At 49.7% G+C, this 21373-nt stretch carries 26 protein-coding genes; 10 read left to right on the forward strand and 16 right to left on the reverse strand.

Annotated elements, in window-relative coordinates; genetic code table 11:
• Window positions 1-47 precede the first annotated feature (47 nt).
• Both ON05_RS29320 and btpA read right to left on the reverse strand, forming a co-directional pair.
• On the reverse strand, window positions 48-689 hold the full coding sequence (locus ON05_RS29320; protein ID WP_010467470.1) for a CAAX prenyl protease-related protein: 642 nt from the start codon (window positions 687-689) through the stop codon (window positions 48-50).
• Between the two features lie 20 nt (window positions 690-709).
• Window positions 710-1558: a photosystem I biogenesis protein BtpA gene (gene btpA, locus ON05_RS29325; protein WP_010467468.1), complete on the reverse strand. Its 849-nt coding sequence runs from the start codon at window positions 1556-1558 to the stop codon at window positions 710-712.
• A 217-nt stretch (window positions 1559-1775) separates the two neighbouring features.
• Here btpA and folK point away from each other — a divergent pair, with 217 nt between their 5' ends.
• The 4 genes from folK to ON05_RS29345 all read left to right on the forward strand — a co-directional run bounded on the left by folK (window position 1776) and on the right by ON05_RS29345 (window position 4465).
• A complete protein-coding gene (folK, locus tag ON05_RS29330; RefSeq protein WP_010467465.1) occupies window positions 1776-2279 on the forward strand; it encodes a 2-amino-4-hydroxy-6-hydroxymethyldihydropteridine diphosphokinase in 504 nt (167 codons plus the stop codon).
• A 29-nt stretch (window positions 2280-2308) separates the two neighbouring features.
• Window positions 2309-2857: an NUDIX hydrolase gene (locus ON05_RS29335; RefSeq protein ID WP_010467463.1), complete on the forward strand. Its 549-nt coding sequence runs from the start codon at window positions 2309-2311 to the stop codon at window positions 2855-2857.
• Entirely contained in the window at window positions 2854-3246 is a 393-nt protein-coding gene (locus ON05_RS29340) for an MAPEG family protein (protein WP_010467461.1), read from the forward strand. Before ON05_RS29335 ends, ON05_RS29340 begins: the two co-directional genes overlap by 4 nt.
• 121 nt (window positions 3247-3367) lie before the next feature.
• Window positions 3368-4465, forward strand: a complete 1098-nt coding sequence (locus tag ON05_RS29345; protein ID WP_010467458.1) for a radical SAM protein — start codon at window positions 3368-3370, stop codon at window positions 4463-4465.
• Here the strand turns inward: ON05_RS29345 and ON05_RS29350 are convergent.
• From ON05_RS29350 to ON05_RS29370, 5 genes are all read right to left on the reverse strand, one after another.
• A complete protein-coding gene (locus ON05_RS29350) occupies window positions 4457-6352 on the reverse strand; it encodes a GTPase family protein (RefSeq protein WP_010467456.1) in 1896 nt (631 codons plus the stop codon). The genes ON05_RS29345 and ON05_RS29350 overlap by 9 nt on opposite strands.
• Before the next feature lie 93 nt (window positions 6353-6445).
• Complete coding sequence (locus ON05_RS29355) at window positions 6446-6601, reverse strand: hypothetical protein (protein WP_236618783.1); 156 nt, start codon at window positions 6599-6601, stop codon at window positions 6446-6448.
• A gap of 211 nt (window positions 6602-6812) precedes the next feature.
• Window positions 6813-7172, reverse strand: coding sequence for a DUF760 domain-containing protein (locus ON05_RS29360; RefSeq protein WP_010467452.1), 360 nt, complete (start codon window positions 7170-7172; stop codon window positions 6813-6815).
• A gap of 274 nt (window positions 7173-7446) precedes the next feature.
• Window positions 7447-8616 carry an aldo/keto reductase gene (locus ON05_RS29365; RefSeq protein WP_010467450.1) on the reverse strand — a complete coding sequence of 390 codons (1170 nt, stop codon included), beginning with the start codon at window positions 8614-8616 and terminating at the stop codon, window positions 7447-7449.
• A gap of 15 nt (window positions 8617-8631) precedes the next feature.
• On the reverse strand, window positions 8632-9144 hold the full coding sequence (locus ON05_RS29370) for a bifunctional nuclease family protein (protein ID WP_010467448.1): 513 nt from the start codon (window positions 9142-9144) through the stop codon (window positions 8632-8634).
• 237 nt (window positions 9145-9381) lie between these two features.
• Between ON05_RS29370 and ON05_RS29375 the strand changes: the two genes are divergently transcribed.
• The 3 genes from ON05_RS29375 to ON05_RS29385 all read left to right on the forward strand — a co-directional run bounded on the left by ON05_RS29375 (window position 9382) and on the right by ON05_RS29385 (window position 12162).
• A complete protein-coding gene (locus ON05_RS29375) occupies window positions 9382-10050 on the forward strand; it encodes a riboflavin synthase (RefSeq protein ID WP_010467446.1) in 669 nt (222 codons plus the stop codon).
• 217 nt (window positions 10051-10267) lie between these two features.
• Window positions 10268-11770 carry a VanZ family protein gene (locus tag ON05_RS29380; protein ID WP_010467444.1) on the forward strand — a complete coding sequence of 501 codons (1503 nt, stop codon included), beginning with the start codon at window positions 10268-10270 and terminating at the stop codon, window positions 11768-11770.
• Window positions 11771-11820: 50 nt separating this feature from the next.
• Complete coding sequence (locus ON05_RS29385; protein ID WP_039778338.1) at window positions 11821-12162, forward strand: MGMT family protein; 342 nt, start codon at window positions 11821-11823, stop codon at window positions 12160-12162.
• Here the strand turns inward: ON05_RS29385 and ON05_RS29390 are convergent.
• From ON05_RS29390 to ON05_RS29420, 7 genes are all read right to left on the reverse strand, one after another.
• Complete coding sequence (locus tag ON05_RS29390) at window positions 12151-13341, reverse strand: ABC transporter permease (protein WP_010467440.1); 1191 nt, start codon at window positions 13339-13341, stop codon at window positions 12151-12153. The two genes, ON05_RS29385 and ON05_RS29390, sit on opposite strands and share 12 nt — an antisense overlap.
• Before the next feature lie 62 nt (window positions 13342-13403).
• A complete protein-coding gene (locus tag ON05_RS29395) occupies window positions 13404-13604 on the reverse strand; it encodes a hypothetical protein (RefSeq protein ID WP_010467438.1) in 201 nt (66 codons plus the stop codon).
• A 3-nt stretch (window positions 13605-13607) separates the two neighbouring features.
• Window positions 13608-14477, reverse strand: coding sequence for a DUF692 family multinuclear iron-containing protein (locus ON05_RS29400; protein ID WP_010467436.1), 870 nt, complete (start codon window positions 14475-14477; stop codon window positions 13608-13610).
• On the reverse strand, window positions 14477-14761 hold the full coding sequence (locus ON05_RS29405) for a hypothetical protein (protein WP_010467433.1): 285 nt from the start codon (window positions 14759-14761) through the stop codon (window positions 14477-14479). Before ON05_RS29405 ends, ON05_RS29400 begins: the two co-directional genes overlap by 1 nt.
• Before the next feature lie 127 nt (window positions 14762-14888).
• Window positions 14889-15749: a M56 family metallopeptidase gene (locus ON05_RS29410; protein WP_010467431.1), complete on the reverse strand. Its 861-nt coding sequence runs from the start codon at window positions 15747-15749 to the stop codon at window positions 14889-14891.
• Entirely contained in the window at window positions 15749-16168 is a 420-nt protein-coding gene (locus tag ON05_RS29415) for a BlaI/MecI/CopY family transcriptional regulator (protein ID WP_010467430.1), read from the reverse strand. The genes ON05_RS29410 and ON05_RS29415 overlap by 1 nt, the downstream gene beginning before the upstream one ends.
• A 616-nt stretch (window positions 16169-16784) precedes the next feature.
• Window positions 16785-18023, reverse strand: coding sequence for a toll/interleukin-1 receptor domain-containing protein (locus ON05_RS29420; protein ID WP_029314903.1), 1239 nt, complete (start codon window positions 18021-18023; stop codon window positions 16785-16787).
• Window positions 18024-18338: 315 nt separating this feature from the next.
• On the opposite strand from ON05_RS29420, the gene ON05_RS29425 reads away from it, so the two are divergent.
• Genes ON05_RS29425 through ON05_RS29435 form a run of 3 tightly spaced genes read left to right on the forward strand, consistent with a single transcriptional unit; the run spans window position 18339 to window position 20674 of the window.
• Window positions 18339-18896, forward strand: a complete 558-nt coding sequence (locus ON05_RS29425) for a hypothetical protein (protein WP_236618782.1) — start codon at window positions 18339-18341, stop codon at window positions 18894-18896.
• A 1-nt stretch (window position 18897) separates the two neighbouring features.
• The gene (locus tag ON05_RS29430) at window positions 18898-20118 is read left to right on the forward strand and encodes a sulfite exporter TauE/SafE family protein (RefSeq protein WP_010467422.1); all 1221 of its coding nucleotides are present in this window, start codon (window positions 18898-18900) and stop codon (window positions 20116-20118) included.
• Window positions 20093-20674, forward strand: a complete 582-nt coding sequence (locus tag ON05_RS29435; RefSeq protein ID WP_010467420.1) for a hypothetical protein — start codon at window positions 20093-20095, stop codon at window positions 20672-20674. The genes ON05_RS29430 and ON05_RS29435 overlap by 26 nt, the downstream gene beginning before the upstream one ends.
• A gap of 52 nt (window positions 20675-20726) precedes the next feature.
• Here ON05_RS29435 and ON05_RS29440 read toward each other — a convergent pair whose 3' ends face one another.
• Window positions 20727-21125, reverse strand: a complete 399-nt coding sequence (locus ON05_RS29440) for a hypothetical protein (protein WP_010467418.1) — start codon at window positions 21123-21125, stop codon at window positions 20727-20729.
• A 21-nt stretch (window positions 21126-21146) separates the two neighbouring features.
• Window positions 21147-21275, reverse strand: coding sequence for a hypothetical protein (locus tag ON05_RS29445; protein WP_255345061.1), 129 nt, complete (start codon window positions 21273-21275; stop codon window positions 21147-21149).
• Window positions 21276-21373 lie beyond the last annotated feature (98 nt).

Raw genomic sequence — 21373 nt, forward strand, 5'->3', positions numbered from 1 at the left:
GGGCTGGTCGTCCACCATGCCATCGACAGGCCAGGATAGTAGGTGATTTACCAATATTGCCAAGCTGAGTAAGTCAAGATATAGATTCCTAACGCCAAATTGGTCGTGCTATGGGCAATCATGCAGGCATAAAGGCTCTTGGTGACCTTGAGCAAAAGCGTATAAATCACCGCACAGATAATAGCCACCAACCATTCCCTATGGAGGAGTCCGAAAAGCACACAGGAGATAGCAAAGGCTCCCCAGGTAAAGGTGCCCACCGGGATTTTCTGAAACTCGGGTACGCTCAAGTACCGCAGAAGGAAAGAACGCCAAAAGATCTCCTCCATAATGGGCACCATCACCACCAAGCCATAGAAGCGAAAGGCCAAAAAGATAGGTAAGGCCCAGCCCGTTAAACTGACGAAGGGATTGTAACCGACTCGCTCGCCTAGATGGGGATAGGGAATCCACTGGTCGAGCAGAATCCACTCGGCAAAAACGATGAGACCCACTGCGATCGCAGTTACGGTTACCTTGCCACCGGGTCGAACATCCTGCCATGGACGCGCCAAAATGCCCAGCAGTATAGACACCACAATCACCTTTACCCCATAGAGCCAAGGATAGGCCCCCGGCCATAGCCCTTCCAGGGTGGTGATCAGCATAAACGTAGCCATCGGGGCTACATAGGCAACCCAAGGCAGCATATTGATACGGCGCTCTTAATTTATGACTCGAGCATAACCGATGATTTCACATTTGCTGCGTCTTGCTGGGTTAAGCTACGGCGCATCGCTTCCACAAACCGGCTAACGCGAATGGGATCAATGGGTTGATCCACTTGACCATGACGCTTAAGAGAGCTGGAAACAATGGCACCATTCGCGGCTTGAATCAAGCTGGGAATATTTTCCCAATTGGCACCGCTGCCAATAAAAACAGGAACATCTTTAGCCGCATCAATCGCGAGTTCCAAATCACCAATATTGGGCGGGCTGCCCGTTTCCCAACCAGAAATAATAATGCCATCTGCCAATCCCCGTTCGATGGTTTCATGGACGGTTGTGGTCAGGTTGGGCGCGCCCAAAGGACGGGCATGTTTGACGAGAACATCGGCAAAAATTTTGACGTCGCTTCCCAGTTCACGGCGATAGCGCAGAAGGCGGTGGGCTTCCCCTTCAATCAGCCCCTGATCCGTTTCCATGACGCCAGTGAGGACGTTGACGCGAATAAACTGGGCTTCCACACAAGATGCGATCGCCATGGCGCTACAGGCATCATTGCGGAGCACATTAATCCCAATGGGCAAGGGAACCAAATTTTTAACCCGCTGCACCACTAAGCTCATGGCACTGACTACAGCCGGATCAACCGCCCCTTTGGTAAAGGGGGCATCAAAGAAATTTTCAATAATAAGGCCATCGACTCCACCAGCGGCAAGGGCAGTGGATTCTTGTTCAGCTCTGGCAATAACAGCCTTGAGACTGCCGCCCCAACGCGGGGAGGTGGGCAATGGCAGGAGATGGACAACGCCAATAATGGGATTCGGGGATTTAAAAATGTGTTGTAACTCCACGGATAATTGAGTCGAACTCAGTAGGGAGACTATAGAAAAATAAAATTAAATAAGTCTAGAAAATTCTAGCTAAATCACTAGAAAACGGTTGGCACAGCCAAAACCTCCTAGAGTGTCTAGCATAACAGCTTCCAGGAACCATGTATATTCTGTAAATCACTGTTCTCACTGACCGATCGACCTCAAGATCGACCCACCTATGGTTGAATGCTCGGAGATGAGCGGAGAAAAATCAAATTGGGTGCAATCGGCGGTTGCCTTAGGGGGAAATTTAGGCAATCCCAAAGCGACCCTTTCTGCTGCAATTACAACCCTGCAAAACGACGCCAAAATTCTGGTGTTGACCCAATCCCATTGGTATCAAACCGCAGCCGTTGGGCCACCCCAACCCGACTATCTCAATGGTTGTATCAGTTTATTGACGGCTTACTCGCCTGAATCTTTGCTTCAGAAGCTATTGGAGATTGAAACTCAGTTTGGACGTGTCCGACGCGAGCGCTGGGGACCTCGCACCCTAGATCTAGATGTGTTGTTGTTTGGACAAGCCATCATTCAGACGCCGACGTTGACAGTGCCCCATCCCTGTCTGCATGAACGCGCTTTTGTGCTGGCCCCTTTGGCCGAAATCTGTCCAGGCTGGGTGCACCCCGTGCAACAGCAAACCATTGCCGAGCTGGCCAAGGCGGTAGACTATACAGGGGTTCATCGACTGTCTAACTAGCCATGACCTCCACCCTTAACAGCTAACCCATGTCTTTATTTCAAGAACCGCCCGAAATCCTGAAGCCGTTAATGTTTTATGACGGTCGCAAGTATACGTTTGAAGCGAATCGACTGCGATTACCCAATGGTAGTGAAGGGGATTGGTCTTGTGTGCGGCATCCGGGTGGGGCGATGGCGGTCCCCATTACCAATGACGGCCAGTTTGTGTTGGTCAAGCAGTATCGTTTCGCCTTGAAGGGGCGGCTGTTGGAATTCCCGGCAGGAACGGTAGAAGTCCATGAAGCTCCAGGGATAACCATTCGACGAGAAATTGAGGAAGAAACCGGGTATCGGGCTCATCAGTGGCGAAAGCTGGGGGAGTTTCCTTTGGCTCCAGGATATTCGGATGAGATTATCTATGCGTTTTTGGCCCAAGATTTGGAGCTGTTGGAGAACCCACCGGAGCAGGACGAAGATGAGGATATTGAAACGGTGTTGATGACTGCGGAGGAGTTGGAGAAAGCGATTTTGGAGGGGGAACCGATTGATGCGAAGTCGATTTGTGGGTTTTATATGGCGCGGGCGATGTTGCAATGACCATTAGCCTCTGGTGTATCCTGGCCGCTCTGCTCGCCCCTTACATTCTGTCAGTGCTAGCCCGTTCTGGTGTCACCAAAGCAGACTATGTCCAAAACCCACGCGCCTTCAACGAAACCCTCACCGGATGGCATCGCCGCGCCCATCTCGCCCAACTCAACGCCTTTGAAACCTTCCCCGGTTTCGCCGCCGCCGTGCTCGTGGCCCACATAACCCAAGTACCCCAACTTCAGATTGATATCGTTGCCTTGGCCTTCATTCTGTTTCGCATCCTCCACGCCAGCTTCTACATCACCGACAAACCCAACCTCCGCAGCCTCAGTTGGCAAATGGGCATGCTTTGCATCGTCAGCCTATTTATCCTGGCAGCGATTCCCCAGCAAGCTTGATGCTCCATCGAACAGCGCCATTCCTTAAACCCAGGCCAAGCCTTATTGGTAAAATGCTCGTATTTCAATCTAAACAGCCTTAATACTGCAGCATTAAAACCACCTTTAGCCCTACTCAATTATGCTCACCCAGAATCGGCAATCGAATCCGACCCGGCTCCCCCAACCCTTTATTCCCTACCGACCCAAATATTTACCCCTCAGCTGGATCAAACGTAACTTTATCATTGCCAGAGCATTTCTGGGTGCCATAACCATCGTCCTCAAATCAAGACGACAACAACAGTCCCTCCCCTTTGGGGCCTCCGTAGAAATCACCGATCGCTGCAATGCCGGTTGCCATTATTGCTATGTCTATCCCTCAGACTGGAACCAAACCCAACGCGTCCGAGGATATCTGCAACTTTCTCCCCCTGAACATAAAGCCAAAGATCAAGCCATTTACCAAACCCTAGACCAGCTTTCGCACCAAGGCATGGTCCTCGCCACCCTGGTAGGCGGTGAACCCACCCTGGCACCTAAAGTGATTCAATATGCTGCCCGTAAATTTCCCGTCGTTTGGGTCGTGACCAATGGGTCTGCCAAATTCCCTAAAGTGCCGCACTCCGTGGTTTATAGCGTCAGTATTGATGGCCCCCCAGACCACCATAATCAAACCCGAGATCCCCTAGGTTTTTTTCAAAACCATACCTATCAAGACCTGCACGGGATGGCAGCCGCTATCGTCCGCAATATCAATGAATCCGAACGGGGTGCCTACGCCCACATCACCCTGACCCAATCCAGCCTCAAGTTATTTCCAGAAACCGTAGAATGGCTGGTCACCTCTGTCACCAAACTCCGAGGCATTATGGTGTCTGGTGCAGCCACCCATTCTCCTGCGGATCCGAATACCCTGACCCTAGCCGATCGGCAAACCATGAAGGGGATGATTGAGACAGCGGCGGCAAAATATGGCTGGGATTTGTTTCCCTTTAACCAACCTGCAGTCAATGCCTACCTATTTGATGCGCCCTTCGTCATTCAAGATCCCACGCAATGTACCGTGGCTCGGCGAGTCACGAGTTTAGGCTTTGATGGAACCAGCATCGGTAAGTGCATTCTGAGAGATGATACGGACTGTCAGACCTGTGTCTGCAATCTGACCGGATTAATGCGAGGAATCGCCACAGCAGATCGCCCCAGTTTGAAAGGACTCTATCAAGCTTGCTTAGGCTAGGGTGGCCTTGCTGAGGTAACTTTGATATCGCTCCTGCAATTGGTCTACGCCCACCTTGCCCGTCCATAGCTCCACCATCGTCTGGCCAAAGGCCCAAGCATCCTCCTGAATCGAAGGTGCAGTCTCTAGCAACAGGGGCCAGAGGGATAAAAAGTCAAAGACAGGATGGGCATCGGGTTCAGCCAGCAATGTAAAGAGTTCATAGCCCATCTGCAATTTCCCCATAACAACGGGGGCCTGTTCAATGGGAAGCTGGGTTGCCAGAGCCGTTGCTAAGGCCGGAGAACCTGTTGTCATCGTCGACAGAAATCCTAAGAGGGGGCTTTTCAGCAGGGCTGCCAGTCCCTGAGTCGTACTCATTTGGGACGCATACTGGTTGATAATTTTGGCGGCAGTGGTGATACGGGTGGTGCGATCGCGCAAAAATCTTGCCATCCGCGCCTGCTTGGCCGGATCAAATTCATCCACCATTGCTGCAGACAGTTCTGTTCCGCCCCAGGCTTGCCGATCTTGAGTCGTATCGCCCGTAACCATCGGCAAAATCGCGGTCGAAACTTCCCCTAAAATTTCTTGGCGATAGGCAATGGCTTCTCGAATCGAGGTCTCCTTGGGTTGGTCACCGGATCGCCAATCGTAGGGGGGGGACCATTCTCGAATGGGTCGGAGCCGATCCACCTGGGTAACAATGCTAATCACGGGCAGATCGTCCACCTGAGTGGTAATCTCCTCTAAAAACGCCAGATCCATTTGTAAGGCCGGATCCGTGGCAGGCGTAACCAGCAACAGCAGATCCACCTCAGCCGCTTTCTCAAGCACAGCCTGGCGCAAATCTTCTCGACCACTTTGCTCATACCCCGGTGAATCCCAGAGGGTTAGCGTTTCGTCTAGCTTATTCTCAAACCGATACGACTGCAGGGTATCCGTGCTCGGCAATACGTCTACGGCTGCCGTTTCTCGGCCAAATAGAGTATTCACCAAACTACTTTTACCCGCTCCCGTCCGTCCCACCAGCAAGACATTCAGGGGAGCCTGCTCTACCGTCTCGGCAGGCGCAGCTTCCGTAATAATTTCTTGGAGGGTTTGGGTCTCCGCTTCCGGTAGCTTCAGCTCCAGACTCTCCAACGTGCGGACGGCTTCACCACTGTAGAGGGCAATTGCTCGCTCGCCCAGGGCCTGGAGCGTCGTCTCTCGGACAATCTGGCCCAAATTCGCTAATAACTGCTGATTGGCTTGATTGCGATAGGTTTGAGTAGACGTGCGAGTCAAAGCCGCCACGGGATTAAAAATCCATCGGGACCATTGCCATACTTTTACGGCAGTGCGAGCGGCAGGCTCTAGTTTTCGATAGGTTTCATAGGTTTCATAGGCCTGCCCCACCGTCACCTGACCCAGCACCGGAGACAGTTTCTGCATCCACTGATCCACATCATCCACAGTGCCCCGCAACAAACCATAGGCATCTGGAACATAAATATTCAGAAATGGACGTTTAGTGGTGGGGTAGTAGACATGGGCAATGGCCTCAATCAACGTTTGGCAGCGGCGAAAAAACTGGGTCCAATCTTCCCAGGGCAAGACATCCTCTCTAGCTGCCACTAGAATCGTTTGGATTTCAGCTTCGGCCTGCTGCCGACGGGGTTCACTCGAAGATGTCTCTTCAGCCTGATCTTGAATAAAGGCTCTAGCTTCCGCTGCAATCTGATCCGGCAGCCGCAACCAGCGCACCAGCAAATACTGCCAGCCCAAAAACACTAAAATCACGATGGCCCAAATCCAGCTCAGTCCCCACTGATGGATTTGTAATCCAGCCGCAGCCCCCAGAAATCCGAGCACGCTAACGACGGGTAGAGCCAAAACGACCCACTGCCAGACCTTGAGACGAATCATAGGGCGGATTGATGTATGGAACGAAAAAGGACCCAAGGGCAATATAGCCCGCAGACGACCTAGAAGATCTTTGCAGGGAGCCAATATTCCCTGCTACAGCCGCTTTGAAACATAGGAGAAGACAACCGCTTGTGCATACAGATAGGGAGTGCCCACAAACAGGGCAATCAGTCCAGTCACGAGGTCACCGGTGACAATGCAGTAAATTCCAGCACCAATATTCAGAACCAACCCCAACCAGGAAAGCAAGAGCGCAACCTGCAACGAGAACTTAGCTATCGGAGAGTTACGCCCCCCAAAAAAACTAGCACCGCTAGACCCTGCTCTCCCACACTTAGGGCAACTTAATAGGTCAGAATCATATCCAGTACCGCACCTAGAACAAATGGGCATCTACTATCTCGCTGCTCTCGCTGCTGGTTATGACAGCCGTATGGAATTCCCTATGAATAATTTGACACTACTCAGGGTCTTCAGAATCTTGATCAAATGAGAGGCTATTGCCCAACAGGCTAGTATCCAATTCCATCCGCTGTTCCATCTTACGGAGGAAGTAACCCGTCATCATCGCGGAAGCCAGCAAGCCTGCTAGATTATCTCGGTCGGTAACGACTTGAACGCTGAAAGCTTCGCTTGGCAGGACACCCACGAGCCCTTGTACATTTTGCGAAATGATTTGCTTGATCTCAGGGCTGACGGACTTAGCAACCCGGGCCAGAACTTCTGGCGGTTGATTTTGTAAATATTTGATTAAGAGATTGGCCTGAGCCTCCTCTGAATCACTCATAATAAAGTTGGCGTTTTCGGGGTCGAAAGCCATAAAGCACCCTCAGAATCTGCTTGCATTCATTGTGTCATCTCTACCTCTAGTGTGCCCAGCTTCTCGGTGGAGAGAAGCCCGAACCTTAAGGTAATTTGATCAACACTACATCCAGAAATCAGAACTTCGTGAATGGGTGGACAAGCGTTCTGCTTCCTTGACGGTAGTATAAACGATTGTTAACTTTTTTGGCGAGATTTCAAGTCCAGAACGCCGGGTGCAAGAACTTGTAAATCATGCATCAAGCAAGATCCACGGAATTGCTTTCTTGACCCTAAATGGACTCCCATAATCGAGGACGAGGCTGGCCCTGCAGGCGAGTATGGGTGTCTTGGAGTAATTGGGGAATAGGCAACTGCTCCGGGCAGCGCGGCAAACAATCACCACAATCTGTACAGCGATTGCCCCGTCGTCCAGGGAACCAATGGCCTGCATTCTCAAACATGCGGTAGCGATAGCGACCAAAGTCTTCCATATCGTAGGCCAGGGTCAAATTCCGTAACCGCAAAATCTCGGGAATGTTGATGTCTTCTGGGCAAGGCAGACAGGCATGGCATTGCTGACACAGATCAGGCAGGGTCTGGGCCTGGGCTTGGAGGCGGTCCAGAATCTGCTGCTCTGGGTCCGTGAGGGGATGAATCTGATCTGCGATCGCAAGGGGCCAATCCAACTCTTCTGGCTTCGCCGCTCCCACGCTCAAGGTCGTCACCCCAGGCTGACTCAGCAAGAATCGGGCATTGAGATGAAGGGGATCCAGCGACTGACAAAGCTCTTTTAACCGTTCAGGAGGCGTATACAGTAACCCTCCTTTATCCGCAGGGGAAATGATAAAAATGCCCATTTCTTTGCGACTCGCCAGCTCAACGGCGGGGGCATTGCGCTGAAAGAAGAAGTTGTAGTGCAGGTTCACAAACTCAAATAAATCTGTCTCCAACGCCGCCAAAATGAGGGCTAAAGAACCATGGGTGGAAAACCCTACATGGCGAATTCGATTGGCGGCTTTTGCGGCCTGGACCGCTTGCATACATCCTTGGGGATCCTTGATCCATTCCAAATGTTCTGGCGTATTGAGTCCATGAATTGCCAGACAGTCCATCGTTTCCAGTCCTAGCCGTTCCAAGGACAAATCAATCGCCTCGGCCATCGATTGGGCATCTGGCTTGGGCGTAATTTTGGTCGTGAGATAGAGGCGCTGAGCCTCTCCCTGCCAAGGCTCTGGCAGATAGCAGCCGTCTTCCCTAGCCAGCCCTAACGCCTGAATCATCTGCCCCAGATAAACTTCGCTTTTACCATAGCCTTGAGCGGTTTCAATATGATTAACACCCAGCTCAAAGGCCCGCATCAAGGTCGCTTCGGCATTCTGGGCCGACTGCAAATATCGCATCGTCCCCAAAGAAAACACCGACAGATGCAGATTCGTCTGGCCGAAACGGCGATATTTCATGGTGAGTCGCTAAAGTTAGCTGGATTCAGCCGAAGGCTCGCTCCCCCCTCGACTCTGAATAAAGTCTTCGGGACGGATATTGTCGATAAATTCGTGAAATTCTTCCTGCTCCGCCTGATCTGCTTCTTTATCTACGGGAATAGACGCATCTGCCACCACTTCTTCCAATACCCATATGGGGCTATCCATTCGTAGTGCCAGTGCGATCGCATCACTCGGACGGGCATCGACTTCCTTTTTAGAATCCCCTTGCTGGAGGGTCAGGACCGCATAAAAGGTATTATCTTGCAGAGAATGAATCACGACCCGCTCTAAATCGATGTCCCACTGATCCATACAGCTCACCATCAGATCATGGGTCATGGGACGGGGCGTTTTTTGGCTCTCTAATGCCGTGAGAATAGCCCTAGCCTCTGTTTGACCGATCCAAATAGGTAAAGCGCGACGTTCCGATGCATCTTTCAAAAGAACGATAGGGAGTCGGGTTGCGGCATCTAAAGCAATACCAGCAACATTCATTTCAATCATGCTTGTAGACCCAATGGAACAATGGCCACGGAGGATACCTTCTCATGTAAACCCATACCATTGAGGATTCTCTACAATTTCTTTAGGGCAATTTATACTCTAAGGATCTGGCTAAGAATCTCAGAAGTATGATGGTTTGAGAATCAAGATAGGATTCCCCGCTCCGATCCTAGCCAAGGCAATCGCAATTTGCCAATGTAGGAAATACTGATGTTAATGATGGCTTGATAAGATTAAGTGTTTACAGGACTCATCCAAGGGTTAGGCTATCTTCAGCCCCAAGGCCCACAGCAAATTTTGGTAAAGTGTGGGGCCGTGCCCTTTTGGGAGGATCTGGCCATCGGCGATAGTGTGGCAGTGGATGGCGTCTGTTTAACCGTCGAGACGCTCATTGCTCAGGGGTTCGTCGTATCTGTGTCTCCAGAAACCGTGCAGCGCACCACCCTCTCTCAGCGGTTACAGACCCACCAGGCCGTCAATTTAGAACCAGCGCTCAGTGTCGGAGATCGGTTGGGGGGCCATTTTGTCACGGGTCATATTGATGATGTGGGGGTATTCCAAGGACTACAGCAAACCGATACCTCCTGGGAGCTAAGCTTCGCAGTACCGGATGCGATCGCACGCTTTATCATCCACAAAGGCAGTGTAGCCATCAACGGCGTCAGCTTGACTATTGCCGACTGCAACGACAGCGGCACTCACTTCAAAGTCGCCGTCATTCCCCATAGCTTTGCCAACACCAACTTGAATACCTTAAGTCCAGGGGATCAGGTCAATATCGAAAACGATGTGTTAGGCAAATATGTGGCTAAACTCCTACACCTGCCCGGTCCCCCCTCCTCCACTGCAGCGATGCCTGAGATAACGACCGATTTTCTTGCCACCCACGGCTTCGGTAGCCTGTAATGGGTTTTGTCGAGTCACCCATGCCATCAGACATCGCTCAATTTATACATTGTGCCCTTACCTTGCATGGGCACAACGGCACCATCTCCAGCAGCAGGTAATCACGGCTAAGTCTGCTGCCAAGCTGGATATCGTGCGCCCCTGAACTGCCATAGTATCAACCTCGCACCCTTCTCAATTCGCCCACGCCTGCCCCCCTTGTTATCAGCTATCAAGCATGAAGCATCGACAAACAAAGTTAGTGATGACGGTCGCTTTATGGCTCGGTGCACTAACCTTGATCACGATTAGTACCCTGTCTCCCTTTACGTTTAATCTACAGGACCTTAATCTCAAAGACGCCATCAGCTTAGGAATCCAAAATGCCACCAATCCTATCGATATAGTGGCGAATATCATTCTCTTTCTCCCCTTAGGGTTCAGTAGCTATGCCCTGACGCTCAGACTCCCAAGACGTAAAACCGTGCTCTGTCTGGTGAGTATCGGTGTGCTCAGCACTTCCATCTCCCTTCTGGTTGAAACGGCACAACTCTTTCTTCCAGGCCGATTTCCCACCTTATCCGATATCGTTTTCAATGGACTAGGCGGTTTTTTAGGGGGCTTTTTTGCGCGACAGCTATCCATGCCAAAAGACCAAAGATTTCCAACCAAGCTCAACAAAACGGTTTTTCTGATTGCATTCCTTGGGTATTTTCTGTCCATCTATGTTGGGCTCTCTCTATTTACCCGTCAAATCCAGCTCAGTAACTGGCAAACGTCTTATCCCTTGACTATTGGGAATACGGCAACCGGGAAGCATCCATGGCTCGGTAAAGCATCCAATCTTCTTTTCTTTGATTCAGCCTTAACAGCCGACAGTATTGAACCATTGCTTAACTCTAAGCTCGATGCCAATAGTTATGAGTCGTTAGCATTTTCTTGTCTATTAGAACCAGACATCATAGAAAGCACTCATTTACCGTCAGACCTAAACTTATGCGAAAACCCTTCGCCTCAAAAAAAGCTACATCCTCAGGCAGACAATGATGTCTGGTATTTAGTTGAAAGCAGTAATCTTGACTTTATCAACCGTATAAAATCCAACAAGGCTTTTACCATTACCCTCAAAATCAAATCTAAATTTAATCGGGGGTTTGGCGTCGTTTTGGCTCTTGGTGAAGATATCGATCATGCCAACTTTATCTTCGGAATCCAAGCCAAGCGACTCACGATCCGCATTCGCTTTCCACTCTCTGGGTTAGCGGGCATGGCGCCTGAAATAGTGATTCATGATGACAATCTAAATTTTATAGATCAAACAATCGTGATGGTCTATGACGGCATTTCTTTTCACATTTACCAGAACGAAATCACTCAAACCAGACAAGTCTCTTTACTCTCGGGCCTGTACTTTATGCAGCCTCTGTCCACAATCTATCGAGAATGGCGACTAGAGTTATTGAACTTCGACTTATATAAATGGTTATTTATTGCCTTTACATTTACCCCCGCAACCATCTTATTCGAGCGACTGCAAGCAACAGGGCAAATCAATACATCTAGAGAACTGTCTCAATACGTCATTGGCATCTCGATATTCGCGGCGCTCATTGCTAGGGTCTATACCAGCAGCCTCAATTTTTGGTTATTTGAATGGATTGAAGTGTTAGCCATCATCCTATTCTGTTGGTTTGGCACCAAGCTTTACTTCATCACCCTAAAAAAATGTCAGCTTGAGTGATCTCGCTTTCACCTTCCCAGGGAAAAGCGAGTAAGCCCATGTATAGCCCTATGAAAACCTCAAATCATCAAACCGTTTTTTATCAACAGATCTATCAGTTAGTCCGCAAAATTCCTCCTGGCCAAGTCGCCACCTATGGCCAAATTGCAGAGCTACTCGGCAGACCTCGCCATGCCCGTCAGATTGGCTATGCCCTGTATCAAGTAGCACCAGGTTCAGATATTCCCTGGCAGCGGGTTGTAAATGCCCAGGGCATGATTTCCCATTCCCCTCAACGTCAGGGGAGCGATGACCTACAGCGCATTTTGCTTGAGCAAGAAGGCATCACTTTTAATAGCCAAGACAAACTGGACCTGCGCCGCTATCGTTGGCAGCCAGACCTACTGGAGTGAACCTCTGGGGTCCAAAATATCTCGCAAGGTGTCCCCTAAGAGGTTAAAGGACAGCACCGTCAAGATAATCAAAATCGCGGGTGGCCACACCAGCCAAGGCTGCAAAATCAAGATAGAGGCGTTGGTTGAAAGAGATAGCAAATTCCCCCAGGAGGGATCGGGCTGTTCAATTCCCAGGCCAATCAGGCTTAGCACCGATTCCGCCACAATAAAACTGGGAATGGCTAGAGTGGCCGAAATAATCACATAGGTGGCCGTTTGGGGTAGGACATGGCGGGTAATGATATACAGCGGCTTGGCCCCCATCACCTTGGCCGCCTGAATAAATTCCTGCTCCTTAATGGAAAGCACCTGACCTCGAATGACCCGCGCTAGTCCTGCCCAACCCACAAACGAAGTAATTAAAACAATCAGCAAAAAGCGCTCGCTACTGGATAAGCCGGGTGGCAAAATAGCCGCCAGGGCCACCAATAGATACAGGCCAGGGATGGTCATTAAGACTTCCACTAGGCGCATCAAAATGCTATCCACCCAGCCACCGAAATAGCCAGAAATACCGCCGACTAACATTCCTAAAGGGAGAGAAATGGCGACCCCCACTAAGCCAATACTGAGGCTAATCCGCCCTCCAAACAGAATCCGGCTGAGTTGATCACGAGCCTGGTCATCCGTACCCAGGATGTTGAGATAGCCTTGGCCAGTGGTGCCAAACAAGTGGCGATCAAAAGGGATGCCTGGGAACACCGTGACTTGATCAATTTTGGGATCAGACCAAGAGAATTGGGTGGGCAATGGCAGCTTTAATTGCAAAAATCGATAGTTCCAGCCTTTAACGAAGAGGCGAATGGGAGACGGTTGGGTCCGATCCACTTGTAAATCTCGGATGCCCGTTTGCCAGGCTTTGGATTCTTTATTGCGCCAGTCAATAGGTTCAAGGGTGGTGGGATAGACATGGGGGCCAATCCATTGTCCCTCTGCATTGTTCCAGTAAATCTGGGTGGGCGGTAATAAAGCCCCATTCACTTGGGGTTGGCAGGCCCCAGTATTAATGGTTTCTGTATCGCAAGGGGCATAGGGGGCAACAAAGTCCGCTCCGATCACTAACAGGTAGAAGGTAATCAGAATGGCGGCCCCAAATCGAGCCAATTTTTTCTGACGAAGCTGTTGCCACCAACTCATAAGTTCTTGCCCTTGGTGATGAAGACTTCCACATTGTAGGCCCTGAATTGATGCAACCTCGTTTAGAGGCGGCGTTGCCCCCATTTTTTAACTAAGGTGGCGGCAACATCCACCATGTTTGGGTCCAAGGTGTTGAGATAGCTGGCTAAGTCCTGATCTAAAGGCTGTGAACTGAGTTCCGCCAAGATCTTTTCTGGGATGTCATGGGTAGATAGAGTCTCTAGCAAAAAGGATTGAAAATCAGCGAGATCTTGTTCTTGCACCGTTCAAGTCCTTGCTTCTATCGTAAAGCGATCGGTGATCTGCCGAATGTGAGTAAAGTCTTGTCTAAATTGAATTTGCTCTTGTTCTGAATTCAAGGTATTGCCCATCCGTTCCAAAATAATGGCTTCGACGGAGGAGCAGCGTTGAAGGGCCAGTTTTAAGAGTTCAAAGACAAGCTCTGGCACCGCCTGATCATGAGTATCCCGCCGAATCGTGGCCGTGCCATGGTGACTCCAAGATCCACCGGATAGATGCAGTTCTCGCACTCTTGCAAGGGGATAAAGGTTGAGGATTTCTGTGGCAGAGAGCTGAAAATTGTGCATCTGGCAGTAGAGATTATGTAAATCCAGCAGCAGAAAGCCATCCACGGATTCCAGGAGCTGATCCAAAAACTCCCCTTGTTGACGGACATCTTGCAGGCCAAAGGCAAAGGCGAGGTTTTCTAAGCCCACGGGCACTTGGGCAATCTCTGCGAATTGTTGGATGCGATCGCATCCCAGTTTCAAAGTCTCTGGCAACATCGGCATGGGCAACGGCGCACTGCGAGCAAAGTTCCGAGTCGCCATCCAGCCAAAATGTTCGGAGATATGCCGATAGGAATAGTCCCGACATTCTGCCTGTAGACAGGCCAACCAGTGACGTCGATCCAGCTGGGCAGACAGCAGAGAGTAACTGACACCATGCCCCAACAGACCGTTACGCTGACTAAACTGCCGCAAAACGGAGCACAACGGATCGGGGAGGGACACGCCACCCCACCCCATATCAAAACTCCATTCCACCACCTCCACCTCGCTCGCATCAAAAAGGGGCTGAGCCGCCTGCCAAAAATCTGGCTGAGGCATCAGAGAGAGGCCGATTTGAGGCGTCATTAACCCATGCCGCAAGGCGGGCAAGGCTCATGGGGCAACTGGCGCGGATCAAAGGGGGCATGGGTCTGCATTCCCGGTGTTAGGGGCTCTGGGACCGGTTCCACCTCGGTAACTAACGTGGGCTGATTAGTAGGGGGCTCAGGCTTCGTCTCTGACACCTCTGGCTCAGGCTCTGCGGCAGACTGAAACCACCACTGCGTGGCCGCAGGGCGGGCCTGGGCAACCAGAGAGACCAAAGAGAGTAGGAAGGCCGTTAAACCAGCGGTGACAGAGAACTTTTTCATGGAGCTAGCCAATTTTTTTGAGATGACTCCATGCTAAGCAATGAATCAAGCCCTCAGACCCTGGTTTCAATTTTTGCAACTAGCGGGTCTGCCCACGTTGTCGGGCATCTCACCCCATCTCTCAGGGTTAGTAATGAAAGGGAATCGTCAACAAAGGGGCAGCAGTAACCAATAAGCCGCTCCAGGTCCAGGAATAGGACAGGGGAGCCGTTTCCCTGGGGTCAAGTAGGGCATCGATTCGCTCTGATAAGCGATGGCCCGTTGCCGTCTGCATGGCGGCACAAATATTCTCTGCAAATTCGGCGGGATAGGGGTTGACCATCAACAGCAAGGATTCCGCTAGCACCAACGGATCAACCTGCTGGGCAGCCCACTGATCGGCGCGCAATTCCCGCAGCAGCAAGAGTTCTTGCCACAGTTCTGTGGAATGGGGCAGCCAAGCCGTCAGCCGACGTAGCCAGCCCCACCAGAAAAACCAAAAGGTATCACGATACTGTTGATGCGCTTGTTCATGGACCAACACTGCAGCAAGTTGATCAGTAGACAGGACCTGTACCAACCCGTTAGTGATTACTAATTCAGACTGCCAAAATCCCACTTGAGCAGCATAGGGCAAGGCATGATCGATTTGGTAGGCTGAATGGCCTTGGATATGCGTTTGGGGACAGGCATAAATACGCTGTAGGCTTGACCAGCCCTCAACTAAAAGCTTGAGATTCAAGCAGGCCGCTACTCCCACAAACCCAACAGCAATACCGTAACTCCACCCATTTTCTCGAACCCACACCATATGGCCTTGAGGTCCCATATATAAAACTGCGATCGCAGTCATGAGCAACAGCAAGGGGGACCATAAGAAGACCAACAGATTACCCTGCCACCGCTGCGCCCAAGTCCATTGGTCGCGCTTGGATTCTAGCCAACGATAGCCATAGGTTCGACACAGCCAAGCCAGGGACAAGGCACTGAGTATCATCAGCAAATGCATTACTGATCCTCCCTAGCTTTGCGAGCAGCCCGTATCTTATCTGCGATCGCTTCTAGTTGCTCGACGCTAGCCTGATCAAGATGATCGGCAAAAGCGGCAACGGTATCAGGATTTCCTACGGCTAAAAACTGCTGAAGCTGATCGTAGGCCCACAGGGAGTTGGCTTGCGCTCGGGAAACCAGAGGACGCCAAACAAAGCTGCGATTTTGTTTATCACAAGCTAACCAGCCTTTTTTAGTCAGGCGATTGAGAACGGTGGTGACGGAGGTGTAGGCCAATTCGCGATCGGGATTGGTCAAAATCTGTTCATGCACCTGTTTGACGGTGGCGGTCCCCAGATCCCAAATCAAGTTGAGAATTTCGAATTCTAAGGGACCGAGAGAAAGCTGCTTGGGACGAAAGTCCGGGAGCGATGTCATCGCTGTTCTATCCTGCTGATTGGTTAGCTACCGTTCAAGGTAACGTACCATTTAACGGCAAAACGCTTTAAACACAAGACTTTTTAGGTTCAATAGCTAGTCGTCCCTAACAAAACTCACCAGGCCATATAGCGTAGGCCTTTCAGGCGCTAACATACAGCTTTGAAATTGCAATTATATTCGCTGACCCTTGTAAAAACTGGCGAAATAGCGCTTTTTTAGATTGCTTAAAACTCCCAATCCTTGTAGAGGATCAAGTCTATGTGCTCCAAATTTGACCTCTAGGGGCTTTGATATGCAAGGGTTGTAGCAAAGTACCTCCAAAATGGAAGGGTTTTTTCAGGGATGACTAGCTACTGAGTTTTTCAAGCTAGAAATTTTCTGGTTGAAGATCATAAACGGATTCATTGCAGCACTGTTGTGCTAAGGCACAAAAGATATGTCACGCTTAAACTCAGAAAGACTTCTAGGAGTCTTCATTCAAAAATAGCTTCCTATTAGTAAGGCATCTCACGAATTTATCACTCCTTAAAAGAGCAGTACCATCAAACCAATTACCAACGTTATCTCTTACTAACAGCTAGTTCCCCAACCAAATGATAGGATAGATATTTTCTTAGCTGTCCCCTCGTTTGCGGAGTTTTTCTAGTGCACTTGAGATATAGTCACCAATCTCATCTGAGGCCATGTCTTGAGCCTCGATTCGATAAAGGTCTCCTATAATCGCTGGAACAGAAGTCAGATCAAGCCTAACAACAAGGAGCGGTATCTTAGCATCAATAAGTTGTTTGACTGCTGAACTCAGTTCTCGTTCTACCCATGGTGCCCCAACACAAGCTTCTGACCAAAATAAAGTGAAATGAGTCATTCCCGCTAGCCCTTTATCAATCTCCATAACAAGAGAATCTGAAGGGACAAGTTTATCCTCATCAAACCAGATCCCAACGCCGTTACTTTTAAGTTTTTCTGCAACGCCTCGAACAAGTTTTTTATCCACTGATCGGTGGCTGAGAAAAACCGAATATGGCGACCGAAAGTGTGATAGAGATCTTTTAATCTCTTGTTGCGCTTCAGATTCTAGAAACTGGCAGATATTGGAAAGCCAAATAGTATTTTGAGGACAGCGACTACACCAGACATCACTTGAAACATTTCCAGCTATGAAAACAACGAATCCACTTCCCACTTGAGCAATAGAGGCAAATGGGCAACAACTGTTAGGATCCGTCCATTCATCGTTTTGCAGGCAACCCGTAGAACCTTGGTTCCCTGAAGCCAACAAGCCTTGCCAGGAGCTCAGTTTAACAGGAAGGCCTACCAGAATCTCATCAACCCTGTCATAGATGGGCTGCAGCCAATCGTTGAAGATCATTTTCGAAGGTTTACAGACTATCTGGCGATGCCCTTCCCAACAAGATGACTCGTCTGAACCATATTCCACAAATCGGCCATTATTTGGTCCATAACTTGCATAGCCTTTCGTCAAAACTCCAGCTTTCAAGTAGTGAGATTTATAGTTGTTCAATTCATTCGCATCTGCATCTGAAACAATAAAAATTCCTCCTTCATTCACAAACTTTTCAACTAAGGACTGTGGGACTTTCCATGTCCCATCGTCAGATGCAAATAAGCCACCCTCAACATAAATCACAGTAGGATCGAAGTCTCGAAAGAGAGAGTGATCAACTACATCATTTGCCATTTTTGGATTCGATAATTGCTTCTCACTAGAACTAATCATGTGAGCTAAGAGACATTCTTCTGACAAGTTTTTTAGCTTGTCATATAGATTTCTACCCTTGAGAGCTCCACGTCCATTAATACTGAGATAGCTTTGTAGATATAGGGTTTTCATCGCAGTAAAATAAAGTTACAAAAATACAACTTCAGACCTTAATCTGCTTACTATCAAAAGATTTTAACGGTACAAGATGTTGCTAGCTACCTAGCATCTCTAAATAAAATCTTAAGTGTAATAAGCTGTCATATCTCTCAACTCTCAACATTGGGATTGAAGCAAAAAATCTCAATAACTACATCCAAACACAACCCAATCTGGAACGATTAAGTCTCCTGAATATTAATCTTATTACAGCACAGTAATTAAGTTCGACAGACTGTCGTTTGACTTTTCCAGAACGCTTCACCCAGGATAGTTGTGGCAAATGGTTTGTCAGTCAAATTTGAAGTTGTTTTTGACTTGCGATCGCATCTCACTCCACCGGGGCATATGGTTATGACTTCTGTTCGAAAATGGGCTTTACTAGCGGTTTATATCGGAGTTGGAGCATTGGTGACTCCTCGCATTGTGCAATCCCACCATACGCAACCCCAAACCGTTTCATCCGCCGATCAGAAAACAAAACATCATCACCATAAGCACCATAAACAACTCGAAATTTCCGCCAATCAAGCCCCACCTACGGTTGAGTTAGTCGCTCATCCCGATCAGGTCCAGGGCTGGAATTTAGAACTGAAGGTCACCAACTTTAACTTTGCCCCTACCCAAGTCAACGCCCCGAGTAAAACCTCCGAAGGCCATGCTCACCTGTATATCAATGACAAAAAAGTAACTCGTCTGTACGGCAATTGGTACTACCTGTCTGAGTTACCCACAGGCACGAACACCCTCAAAGTCACCCTCAACAGCAACGGCCATGAAGCCCTTGTGCATCGAGGCCAACCCATCAGCGACACTGCAGTCATTCAGGTTGCGCCCCGACCCTAAAATGCTAGACCTGTTACTCGTCACAGCCCTGGGATTTGTCGGCAGCTTTGGCCATTGCGTCGGTATGTGTGGACCCTTAGCGGCCAGCTTTGCCCTGACCTCCGGTGAATCCCGAACGTGGCGACAACAACTAACCTTTCATGTTCTGCTCAATCTAGGACGCACTTTGAGTTATGGCCTGATCGGAGCAGCCATTGGTGCCCTCAGTTCCGTCCTGGTTGCGGGGGGAGAACTGGCGGGTATTGATAGTGTTCTACGTCGTAGCATTGCCTTGTTAATGGGTGGCTTGTTGATCTGGCTGGGAATTCGGCAAATTCGCCCCGGTTGGCTGCCTAAACTGCCTCTGCCACACCCATTACTGAAATTGGGGCTGCATGAGCGTTTCAATCGAGCCATGACCGGGTTGGCCCATCAACCCCACTGGTGGACGCCTGCGTTACTAGGGATGATCTGGGGACTCATTCCCTGTGGCTTTCTGTATGCAGCCCAAATTAAAGCCGCAGCCACAGGGAACTGGTTATTCGGAAGTGCCACAATGCTGTGTTTCGGGTTGGGAACGATGCCCACCTTATTAGGAGTGGGGTTTTCCACTGCCATTCTTGGTCAGGATCGACGCAGCCAACTCTTCCAGCTAGGGGGCTGGCTTATGCTGATCATTGGTGTGCTGACCGTCCTCAGAACGGGGGAAATGCAGGACTACAGCAGCCATACTGCCTTGCTGTTGTTGATGTTGGCCCTCCTGGCCCGTCCCATACAGCCTTTATGGTCAGCCCCACTGCACTATCGACGACTGTTTGGGGTGGGGGCCTTTGTTCTCTCACTTATCCATGTATTGCGGGTGCTCGACCATTCCTTTCAGTGGTCGCTCACAGCGATTCCCTTTATGCTGCCCCTCCATCAAGCAGGTCTTTGGGCAGGGGTCGTTGCCTTGGCCTTGCTTATTCCGTTAGCCACAACCAGTACCAATGGGATGGTGCAACGATTAGGCCCCCATTGGCGACGGCTTCATCTTCTCAGTATCCCTGCTCTCCTGTTAGCAGGCAGCCATACGGTAATGATCGGATCCCATTATTTAGGGGGGCTGGAATGGACAGGGGTGCATTTAGGGAGGACGGTTGCGATCGCAACGGCAATCCTCCTGGTTTTACTCATCCGCTGCCGTTGGGTATGGGCCTTGTTCTCACTGGAGAAATTTTATGGTGCGTCTTCTCCATTGCGGTAGTTTAGCCTTCTTAGCAGTTGGATTATGGGTCGGACCCAGCCAGGCCCATACCGTCAAAGCATCCGACTCAGTTGCCGTCACCTTTCATTTAGAACCCGATCACAATCCAAGGGCAGGAGACCCTGCTCAAGTCTGGTTCGTCCTTACCCAAAAGGGGGGCAGTACCATCCCTCTCTCCCAATGCAACTGCCATCTGCAGGTGATTGCAGAGGAAAATGGACAGACAATTGCCCAACCGCCTTTAACCGCCGTCTCCGCAGAGCAATACCAAAATATTCCTGGCGCTGATGTGACGTTCCCAAAACCGGGGGCATATCAATTGAGCATTCAAGGCCAGCCACAAACAGGCGATGCATTCCAACCGTTTCAGTTTAGTTTTCCCGTCACTGTCGCTAAAGGCAGTAGCCCAAAACCCTCTCCGCCTGTCCAGTCAATAGATACACCCTTATCTTCGTCAAAATCAGATCTACCCAAGGTTGCATGGATCAGCATCAGTATTGGCGCAGGACTTAGTTTTGTGATGCTAGTTCTTCGGCTTCGAAAAAACAGTAAATAGCCCATTGAGAGCATCCCACTTCCAGAGTGCTCAAACCGGATGAGGACAACACTTACCCTTCTTCCAAGTAAAACCGATCGTTGGTCTGGACAGCATCACGCAGAATTAATTCTAGAGCCCTCAGATCCCATAAAACCCAATGGACCCCCTCCGGACTTTTATCTACTTCTGGATAAGCAAGAAGATAATTCAAAAGCTTTTGAACGGTGTCCAGCCCTTGGTTAGGGTCATACCATTCAGGACTAGTTTCTAATGCTTCTCCGTCATCGTTTTCTTCAAGCATAAAAGCACTGAGAGGCGTAATGTTTAAGTCTTCTGCAATGTCTTCCAACAGTAGACTCGCAGACGGCAGATTGCCCCCAAATATCAGCTCTTCACCTTTGAGATCCATCTCAGCAGGTAAAGCACAGGATCCAGTGTTTTCTAGAACGATATCTAGGCATCTTGACATGGGCTGATTTTCTCCAAAAATTTAGCGACACCAATTTTCTTTCGCCCGCTCACTCAGCATTATGAGCAGCAAGGACCGTAAGCCGCCTGAATCGCGCTGGTGCATGACCAACACAATGGGCTTTGCATCGGCTTGATATTGCGATCGCAACCGCCTTTACCAACCTCTGTCTATTCCCCAAGATTCCCAAAATATCAGTGGCTTCAGCCGAAGTAGAAGGAAGGTTTCACACTAGCTATGTCCCCCCC

This window comes from Acaryochloris sp. CCMEE 5410 (assembly GCF_000238775.2).
Lineage (GTDB): Bacteria > Cyanobacteriota > Cyanobacteriia > Thermosynechococcales > Thermosynechococcaceae > Acaryochloris.